Raw genomic sequence first — 8,592 nt, forward strand, 5'->3', positions numbered from 1 at the left:
AAGTCCTCACTACGAACCCAAATCATGATAGTTGTTTGACCGGACATGATATTACTAATTAACTTTGCACCATTAACAATTGAGTTGAAAATTATGAAAATCTCTGCCGCTCAAAACACCAAAATTCTAGTTGTAGAAGACGACGCCCCCGTCCGCAATCTAGTCTACCGCTTTCTGAAACAGAGATATGAAGTACAATTTGCAGCCGACGGCCAAACAGCATTAGAAATATTTGATGAATTCAACCCAGTTCTCGTGATTTTAGATTGGAATTTGCCCGATACTACAGGCTATAAACTTTGTCAAGAAATGCAAAAGCGGACGAATGTTTTAGTCGCGATTCTGAGCAGCCGCACCGCCGAAGAAGATCGAATTAAAATCCTGCAAGCAGGTGCTGACGATTTTATGTGCAAACCCTTCAGTATTGAAGAACTAGCAGTTAGAGTAGAAGTCTTGTTGCGGCGTGGGAGAACCGTCAACCCGCCCCGCCTTGTCTGCGGTCAACTAGAAATTGATTTAATGAGTAGGGAAGTAAGATTGCAGGATAAAACTTTGACTCTAACCAAATTAGAATATGAGATCTTGTGTTTTTTGGCAACTCATTCAGATGAAGCTTGGACTCGCCAACAGCTAATCGAAAAAATTTGGGGCTGGAAATCCAATTACGCATCAGAAGAGCGAGTGGTGGACGTGCATATCGGCCAGATTCGCAAGAAAATGGCTAAAGTCGATCGGGCTGTGCCAAATTTTATTCAAACAGTTCGCGGATACGGTTACACATTTGCTCCGAATGCTCGCAATCACAGGATATTTTCCAATTAGGATTGAATTGCCAAAATAATTTGGCAATACAAGTCTATTGAATAAATAAATTCAAATCCGCTCTTCATAGGAATGATAATTCATCTCTCTATACTCTCCCTCTGTGTCCTCTGCGCTCTCTGTGGTTTAACAATTCCGGTACAGCCAGATGTGATATAATTTAAAATCCCAAAAAAAAGGTATGTAGTTGCGCTTCAGCGCTCCGATCGTAGATATACTAAGAGCGCTCAAGCGCAACAACGTACCTATCTAACAGAGACGGTTCTAGATTCGCTTACAAAAAATCGCAATACCACACGCCCCCAACATTGCCACAACCGACGGTACCAAAGGCACCCACCAACCCTGGATTAGCAAAAACCAGCAAACTCCGCCCAAAATCCCCGCAAAAGCGATCGCCCGCAACACCGCAAACAGCCTGCGCCGGCTGAAAATCGCGATCGTGCCGCCAACTGCTGCGCCGCCCAAAATCCACAGCATTTCTTGCCACACAGGAACAATTTGCAGCAGCGGGCGCCCATCCAAAGCAGCACTGATAATTTGACTAGACATTTGTGCTTGAAGCAACACCCCCGGCATTTTCTGATAAGGTATTTCTCGCGCGCTGTAGGGTGTAAAAAAATAATCGGGATTGGAAATCGGCGCCGTCACACCTATAAAAATAATTCGGTCTTTAATCAAATTGGGACTGACTTTTCCTTCTAACAGTTGTGTCAGGCTAACTCGCCGAATAAAATTTTGGGGCGATCGATAATTGAGCATAATTTGAAAACCGCGATCGTCCAGGTTGTGATAAGCGCCTGTACTGCCGTGAATCGGTGCAAAAACCGCCTTTCCCAGCTCTATCTTATCTCCTGGTAGAGTTTCTGGTGTGATGCCTTTTGCTGCTAGGTAATGGAGCGCAGCCCTCATGTTTAAAGAATGTTCAGTAGCACAACTATCGGTTCTATGCGGCTGGATAAACAACAAGTGGCGGCGGAGAGTGCCATCGGCATCAGCCACCACATCGCTGAACCCGAGGCGCTCTTTTGGCAGTGCAGGCGGCGGTTTGATGCCGCATTTGTTCGGTTTGCCGCTTTCTTTGACGCTGCACAAACCAATTAAACTTCGATCGCTCTTAAAGCTAGCAGCCAATGCCGCATAACCGACTCCGGAGGGGCGAGGGCGAAAGATATCCAGGGCGATCGTTTGCGGCCGATACTGTGCTAAATTTGCTACTGCTTTGGCGATCGTCCCATCCGGCAGCGGAAAGCCGTATTTTTCGATATCCGTTTCCGTTGCTTCCACCAGCAACAAACGCGAATCCGAGCTTTCGGGGGGACGCAGGCGCATCAATTCGTCAAAAGCTTGCAATTCCGATACTTGCAGCCAGCCCAGCGATCGCATTCCCAGGACAAAAACAGCAGCAATTGCGATCGACAACAGCCCGCTCCCAAAACGGCGCCGCCAAGATAAAGATGGCGAATTACTGGCATTTTTCACCTCGGGTTTGTGCAGCAACTCTTGCCAAGTCGGCGGCTGGGATGCCGGATTTTGACAAATTACCGGCAGCCAATCCGCGCCCGGAATTTCTGACTCTAATTCTGCCAATCTTTGCCTCGCGAGGCGCACTGACACATACAAAGATTCCCCGCTGCAAAAAAATTGGAGAAAATACTTCAAAAAATCTTGGGCAACTCGATCGCACACCGGTTCCCGCATCACGATCGTTTGCGGGATTCCCAAATCTTCTAGCTGTCGCGCTAGGCCCAATCCGTCGCAGGAATTCACAACAGCCAATTGCAAGCCGCTGTTAACTGCTAGCCTGAAACCGTGTTTCAGTTCCTCAACTGTTAAACTCTCGGTTTTATTGATATAAAATTTACCACTTCGACCGTCGCTGTCGGTAGAACTGTGTCCGGCAAAAAATAAGATATCCCAGTTTTTTTCCCAAAGCTGTTCGCAGATTTGGCGGCGGCTTGGTTCGACTAAAAATGTAATTTCTGCTGATGGCAATTCTGCCAAGATTTTGCAGTCTTGTTCAATATCAATATTTTGACTGTTACCCAGTATTGCTAAAATTCTGACGAGATTTTTATGACCTTTTCCAAAACTCTCCGATCCCCCCCAGCGGGCGGGCACGGGGGCACCGCCCCTACAAAGGGGGGAGAATTCACTCAAATTCCACCTTCTTAAAGGGGATTTAGGGGGATCTGAAATCGGAGATCCCCCCCAGCGGGCGGGCACGGGGGCACCGCCCCTACAAAGGGGGGAGAATTGTGTCAAATTCCCCCTTCTTAAAGGGGATTTAGGGGGATCCCAAACCTGCGGTTTTATAGAAGTGGCGCTTAAAGCAATTTCGGCTTTCGGATAGCGATCGAAAATATCCCAACAGTACCAAGGCAGCCGCCGCAAAACAATGTCGTCAGTTTTGATTAAAAATCGAACTGTGTCCAACGGGCTTAATTGTGCGAGCAATGTTTCTCTGAGTTGGCGAAACGATTCGGAATAGAGCCAGCTATTGATTTGCTGGCTTAATTGTGCTGCCAAATCCCGGCATTTTGCCAACTGTTCCGCACGAGAGCTACTAATGGTAATTGCGATCGGCTTAATGCGGAAATCTCCCAAACTGCGGTACACTGACTGCCAGCGATCGTAGTTGTCAGCTATTTCTGGTTTCGGAGGCAGGAAACCTTGGATTTCTACTGTGGCCCGTTCTCCTTCCGGGCCGATTTCCAGAGTAGCTCGCACGCCTTTTGTCAAGTTATCATCTAGCTTTAAGACAACTAATTTTTGCATGGTTGACACTCTCAGGTCTTTGATACACTGAGATTTTTGATTCCTCAAGCTAACTTCCTGGTAAAGGTTCAATTTTAATGCTGAACAGCTTGTAACCAGCGGGCAGATTTAAGCGACAAAATTCTCTGCTATACATATTTCTTTCAGTTTTACCACAACGCTGAAACATTCTCCGCGATCGGCAGCAAATTCCAGTGTCATGCAGCCGTTGTCTTTTTTGACTGCACAAGCTTCCATGACAGTCGTTCCTTCGCCGTCGATGAGTTTCAGAGTCAGGTTGAGCGGCAAGCTGTCTGCTCGGGCGATCGGATGCACCTGTACTTTAATATTAATATCACTATCAGTCGTTGGTGCGATCGCCACCACCAAAGCTACAGATTCGGCAGCTACTCCTACACCCCTATCTAAATTAGGTTTTCCCCGAAAATAGTTGAGGGTTGTTGATACTGGTTCCGAGATATCTGGTGTCAGATGGATCGTCTTAGCCCGCACGACTGCGCTGCCGTAACGAAAAGCTAAACTAGGTTCTGGTGGCGCTAAAACTTCTGCTACAGACTGCCAACTGGCCTCGAAAATATTGTGCAGCCACTGACTGAGTTGTACAGCTTTTTTGCTTCGTTTCAGACTATCCAAATGTAGCAGCAATTTTTCAACACTTTGTAATTTGTCGATCGCCAACTCGCCAGCACTTGCAGTTGCAATAAATCCCAGCAAAGTAGCTTCTTGCCGCTGTGTATCGATTTCAACTGCCACTAAACCAATGCGATCGTCAGGTATTTCTAGCGGAATGTCACAAAACTTGCCAGACTTCACAGGGCGGCATTCCAAATAGCCAAATTGAGTTAATTTCAAATCTGCTGCATCGGTGTAAAGGCGCATGGCAGGGTTCCAACTGTCGCTGGCTTTCAAATCTGTAGGAATATCCATCATTTCCATGTAATCTTTTACTGCACATACAGCTAAAGTGTTGAAATAAACTTGGTCTCTTTTTTCTGCTGTGCTCAATCCTTTAATATTTGAAAAGTTCTCTGCCAGCCGCAGCGCTGCTGTAGTAATGGGCAGTGGAATAGATGATTGCCTGATATTGTTAAGATTGCCATTCATCGGGATTCTCCTCTTTGAACTATAGTTTTATGATGAAAACTCAAAAACATACTTTTCTCTAGCCTTTCTCAAAAAGATGAGGTACTTATGGGGATAGGGCATAGGGCATAGGGCATAGGGCATAGGGCATAGGGCATAGGGCATAGGGCATACCTCACTTTTCTGAGAAGCGCTATATTACTAATTAAAAATTACCCAATTTTCAGGGTTGTTATGCCCTATTCCAAGGGAGCATCTCAGTTTGGCATTTATAGTGCTGTCCCCGCTCGCGAGTTGTAGAATCCGCGAGCGGGGACGCTCGCACTATAATAAAAAAAATGCTTTTCACAAAACTGAACTGCTCCCTATTCCAAGGTTGTTTGAGCGGCGATATTTTAATTCAAGTCTAACAAACATCGCTATTAACTGTTAACTGTTAACTCTCAACCGTCAACTGCCAACTGCCAACTGCCAACTGTCAACTGTCAACTATCAACTGTCAACTATCATTCTAGATATCCTTGCTTTTTGGCAAAATTTCGCAAGCGGGGCAAACACTCTCTTTTATAAAAGTTGGGCGCGGTTGACGGTGGCAAGTTAAATTCAAGAGCAATATTTTTCCAGGGAGTCTCCGGGGGAAGACGCTTCAAAATTAAGATTTGGCAAGTGACATCGGGGCGTTCTTTGATGTAAACGCTTCTTAACTCTCCCTCTATATCTGCCAGCACCCATTTTTTAGTCTCTTCTAGAATAACTAGCGGACTGTCAGAATGAGTCGGCGGATTTTCGACATTATTTATCGGGTTAATTAGTTCTGAATCGTCTAAATTTGTCGGGAAAATAACTCTATTTTGATCCTTTGCTTCTTCGATACAAAAGTCTCTCAGCCGCATCATGAGATAGTTGCCTAGCCAAGTAATGAGACTGGCTCGATTCGGATCGAAAATTCTTGTGGTGTTCTCTTCGCAAACGCAAACATTGCGACAAAAATACACCCAAGTTTGCTGTAGGGCATCGTTATAATGAGGCGTGTTTTCTTGCCAAAGTTTGCCGGATCTCACGATCAGCCTCACTATCTCGCTGAGTTTTTGCCGTCGCATCAAGCTTTTGGGCGGATGCGAACAGGCTTCAGCAACTAGCTGTTTGAGTTGTTGGTTTAAATTGTTCTCCCTATTGTTGGTGTCGGGCATCGGCGAGGGCCTCCTGAAGAGTCTCTGGATGAATGCTAGACACGGCATTTGCTGGTTGAGTTTCCACAATAGAATCGCTGAGTTGATGTTTGGTAGCCAAACAAGTGTTGTCTGATAATCAGTTATCAGCATCCTGCGAGAAATTTTCGCGAAAATTCCACAAAAATTTTTGAAATATTTAGTTGACAAATGCGATCGAATAAGGTAGAACTCGACTTTTGAGGCTGTGCCGCGTATGTGTCCTTTGTCTCGCCTGCGTTTGTGGGCCACAGCCCCGAATTCTGCTAGCCGGAAGCGCGATCGCCCTTTTATGTCTAACGAGCGACTTGCTTATTTGGCGAGAAATCATATACTTTGTCAAGTTAAGAAAATATTTTTTGATTCAGCCAGGAGTAAGCAAAAAAAATGTACATCGTACAAATTGCCTCAGAGTGCGCCCCCGTCATCAAAGCAGGCGGTTTGGGGGACGTAGTTTATGGGTTGAGTCGGGAGTTGCAGAATTCCGGCCACGCCGTCGAGATTATTCTGCCCAAATACGACTGCATGAGGTACGACCACATTTGGGGGCTGCACGATGCCTATCGGGATTTGGCGGTGCCCTGGTACGGCGGCGAAATCCTATGCGATGTCTATTGCGGCTGGGTACACGGGGTATTATGTTTTTTCATCGAACCTCGATCGCAAGATAACTTTTTTAACCGCGGCTGTTATTACGGTTGCAATGATGACAATATGCGGTTTGCGTTTTTTAGCAAAGCTGCTTTAGAATTTTTGCTAAGAAGCAACAAGCGCCCGGATGTGATTCACTGTCACGATTGGCAAACTGGCTTGGTTCCAGTCATGCTGTTTGAAATTTACAAATACAATTGGATGGAAAATCAGCGAGTCTGCTATACCATTCACAATTTCAAACATCAAGGCATGGGCGGAAGTGAGATTTTGCAAGCAACGGGTTTGAATCGAGATGAGTATTATTTTCAGTACGATCGCCTGCGAGATAATTTTAACCCCTTTGCCATCAACTTTATGAAAGGTGGCATTGTGTACTCGAACTTTGTGACGACGGTTTCGCCGCACCACGCTTGGGAAGCTCACGTCGGCGAGTTCGGCTACGGTTTGGGCCACACTTTGCATATATATCAAGACAAATTTCGCGGGGTGCTCAACGGCATCGATTACGACGTGTGGAATCCCGAGAGCGATCGCTATATTCCGCAACACTACACTCAGGAGGATTTGGCAGGAAAAGCCGAAACTAAAACAGCTTTGCGCGATCGGCTGTTAATGCGCGATGCTGACAAGCCTCTGATTACCTTTATCGGTCGTTTGGACGACCAAAAAGGCGTTCACCTCGTCCACCATGCAATTTATTACTGTCTGAGCAAAGGCGCGCAATTCGTACTTTTGGGTTCGGCGACGGAAGCGGGAATTAACGCGCATTTCCAGCACGAAAAATGGGTTTTAAATGACAATCCCGACTGCCATTTGGAACTCGGTTTTAATGAGGAACTGTCGCACTTAATTTACGCGGGTGCGGATATGATTGTGGTGCCGAGCAATTACGAACCCTGCGGGCTGACTCAGATGATCGGGTTGCGGTACGGTACGGTGCCTGTGGTGCGGGGCGTGGGCGGTTTGGTGAATACGGTGTTCGATCGCGATTACGACACCAACCACTTACCCGAAGAGCGCAACGGCTACGTATTTCACCAAACAGACTACTACGCTTTAGAGTCGGCGCTCGATCGGGCGATCGGATTGTGGTATGACTATCATGATGACTTTGAAAAGCTGATGATTCAAGGTATGAATTGCGATAATTCGTGGAAATATCCAGCTAAAGACTATGTGGAAATTTACGAGCTAATTCGGCACAAATAAGTTAGTCATTGGTCATTAGTCATTAGTCATTAGTCATTAGTCATTGGTCATTGGTCATTAGTCATTGGTCATTTGTCAACTGATTAACGCTGTCAACTGTCAACTGTCAACTGATTAACGCTGTCAACTGATTAACGCTGTCAACTGTCAACTGTCAACTGTCAACTGATTAACGCTGTCCACAGAGATAATGTTTTGGGTGAAAAGGCGGGGGCGGAAAGTACGAATGCAGCTTGTAGGGTTTTCTTGCCTGTCGGTGCGAAGTGCGATCGCACAAGATAGAAGTATAGAAATTAAACGGCTGGTGTTCGCCCGCCCTACACAAAATGAACTCACAACAACTAGAACAACAAGTAACAATCCTCCAAGACGAAGCAGCAGCCGGAAATTCAGCTAACCCAACAGTTGAAACTCCTTTATTCACCTCAGAGTTCGTAACAGAGGAAAAAGTTAGAGTGGAAGAATTTAAGATTAGCGCCGACAGTTTAATTGGTAAAGTCAAAGAACTAATTGAGCAAGGAAAACTCCGCCGCCTCGTCATCAAAAACTCAGAAGGGCGGATTTTAGCAGACATTCCGCTGATGGCGGGATTGGTAGGCGGTGTTGCAGGGAGTGTAGTCTTTCCAATTGCTGCTGTATTGGCAACAGTTGGGGCAGTTGTCGCTCATTTGAGTGTGGTTATCGAGCGAAAAGAGTAGTAAAGGTACGTAGTTGCGCTTGGGCGCTCTTCTCTTATATATTCAAAAGAGCGCTGAAGCGCAACAACATACCAGAGTCATAAAAGGTACGTAGTTGCGCTTGGGCGCTCTTCTCTTATATATTCAAAAGAGCGCTGAAG

At 46.0% G+C, this 8,592-nt stretch carries 6 protein-coding genes; 3 read left to right on the forward strand and 3 right to left on the reverse strand.

Features of this window, described 5'->3' with window-relative positions:
• The first annotated feature begins 93 nt into the window (after positions 1 to 93).
• Positions 94 to 822: a response regulator transcription factor gene (locus tag QZ938_RS27950; protein ID WP_293348824.1), complete on the forward strand. Its 729-nt coding sequence runs from the start codon at positions 94 to 96 to the stop codon at positions 820 to 822.
• A 264-nt stretch (positions 823 to 1,086) separates the two neighbouring features.
• On the opposite strand, the gene QZ938_RS27955 is transcribed toward QZ938_RS27950, so the two are convergent.
• The 3 genes from QZ938_RS27955 to QZ938_RS27965 form a co-directional block, all read right to left on the reverse strand.
• A complete protein-coding gene (locus QZ938_RS27955; RefSeq protein ID WP_293348827.1) occupies positions 1,087 to 3,600 on the reverse strand; it encodes a CHASE2 domain-containing protein in 2,514 nt (837 codons plus the stop codon).
• Positions 3,601 to 3,708: 108 nt separating this feature from the next.
• Positions 3,709 to 4,704 (reverse strand): DUF1822 family protein, encoded by a 996-nt coding sequence (locus tag QZ938_RS27960; RefSeq protein ID WP_293348830.1) that lies wholly within the window; start codon positions 4,702 to 4,704, stop codon positions 3,709 to 3,711.
• A 485-nt stretch (positions 4,705 to 5,189) separates the two neighbouring features.
• The gene (locus QZ938_RS27965) at positions 5,190 to 5,873 is read right to left on the reverse strand and encodes a sigma-70 family RNA polymerase sigma factor (RefSeq protein WP_293348833.1); all 684 of its coding nucleotides are present in this window, start codon (positions 5,871 to 5,873) and stop codon (positions 5,190 to 5,192) included.
• Positions 5,874 to 6,278: 405 nt separating this feature from the next.
• Here QZ938_RS27965 and glgA point away from each other — a divergent pair, with 405 nt between their 5' ends.
• Together glgA and QZ938_RS27975 are read left to right on the forward strand one after the other, a co-directional pair.
• Positions 6,279 to 7,754: a glycogen synthase GlgA gene (gene glgA / locus QZ938_RS27970; protein ID WP_293148518.1), complete on the forward strand. Its 1,476-nt coding sequence runs from the start codon at positions 6,279 to 6,281 to the stop codon at positions 7,752 to 7,754.
• A gap of 326 nt (positions 7,755 to 8,080) precedes the next feature.
• Positions 8,081 to 8,452 (forward strand): DUF4342 domain-containing protein, encoded by a 372-nt coding sequence (locus QZ938_RS27975; protein WP_293148520.1) that lies wholly within the window; start codon positions 8,081 to 8,083, stop codon positions 8,450 to 8,452.
• The last annotated feature ends 140 nt before the right edge of the window (positions 8,453 to 8,592 follow it).

The sequence above is a fragment of the Microcoleus sp. CAWBG27 genome, from assembly GCF_020883145.1.
GTDB lineage: Bacteria > Cyanobacteriota > Cyanobacteriia > Cyanobacteriales > Microcoleaceae > Microcoleus.

Excerpts from the sequence above, each read along its gene's own strand:
- QZ938_RS27950 (WP_293348824.1), top strand. The coding sequence starts at position 94 with ATGAAAATCTCTGCCGCTCAAAACACCAAAATTCTAGTTGTAGAAGAC.
- QZ938_RS27955 (WP_293348827.1), bottom strand. The coding sequence starts at position 3,600 with ATGCAAAAATTAGTTGTCTTAAAGCTAGATGATAACTTGACAAAAGGC.
- QZ938_RS27960 (WP_293348830.1), bottom strand. The coding sequence starts at position 4,704 with ATGAATGGCAATCTTAACAATATCAGGCAATCATCTATTCCACTGCCC.
- QZ938_RS27965 (WP_293348833.1), bottom strand. The coding sequence starts at position 5,873 with ATGCCCGACACCAACAATAGGGAGAACAATTTAAACCAACAACTCAAA.
- glgA (WP_293148518.1), top strand. The coding sequence starts at position 6,279 with ATGTACATCGTACAAATTGCCTCAGAGTGCGCCCCCGTCATCAAAGCA.
- QZ938_RS27975 (WP_293148520.1), top strand. The coding sequence starts at position 8,081 with ATGAACTCACAACAACTAGAACAACAAGTAACAATCCTCCAAGACGAA.